Annotated in this window: 1 pseudogene; it reads left to right on the top strand. The window is 43.6% G+C overall.

The features are described 5' to 3' along the window. Positions 1 to 539, top strand: a pseudogene (locus ACFPQ3_RS11825) (IS110 family transposase); the annotation flags it as partial.

Here is a 539-nt window from a genome sequence, read left to right as displayed (position 1 = left end):
CTTACATCGTGAACTATATCCAAGAACTACGACGACTTTATGGAGAAAAGGCAGAGGTTCTCTGTGGTTTACCTTGTATCACCAGCTCAAGGGATTCCTTGTGTTGTCAGGGCACCAACAACTATGATGATTGAAGGTCGCAGACGTGTCAAAACCGATAAAAAAGATGCAGCGACCATTGCTAAGGCTCTGGCTTTTAGAAGTTATAGTCCCGTCCATATTCCATCGGCAGAGGATGAACAAGTCAAAAAAGTATATCCGAATGAGGACAGACCATCAATTGTCTCTCAAGAAAATCAAGCAACAGATTTTAGCCTTCTGTCTTCGCCATGAGTTTCGATATACAGACGGTGCCAGTCACTGGACTCAGAAGCACGTGAAATGGCTTCAGTCGCTCCAACCAGTAGGATTGTATGCTGAAATCCTAACCGAATATTTCCTCAGCTACGAAAAGCTAGTTGACCAGATCGAACGCTTTGATAATCGTATCGAACAACTCTCTCTAGGAGACAGTGACCAAGAAAAAGTGGCTAAGTTGA

Origin of the sequence: Streptococcus caledonicus, assembly GCF_042656225.1 — a bacterium.
In the GTDB taxonomy this organism is placed as follows: Bacteria; Bacillota; Bacilli; order Lactobacillales; family Streptococcaceae; genus Streptococcus; species Streptococcus caledonicus.
This window is presented reverse-complemented; position numbering and strand designations above follow the sequence as displayed.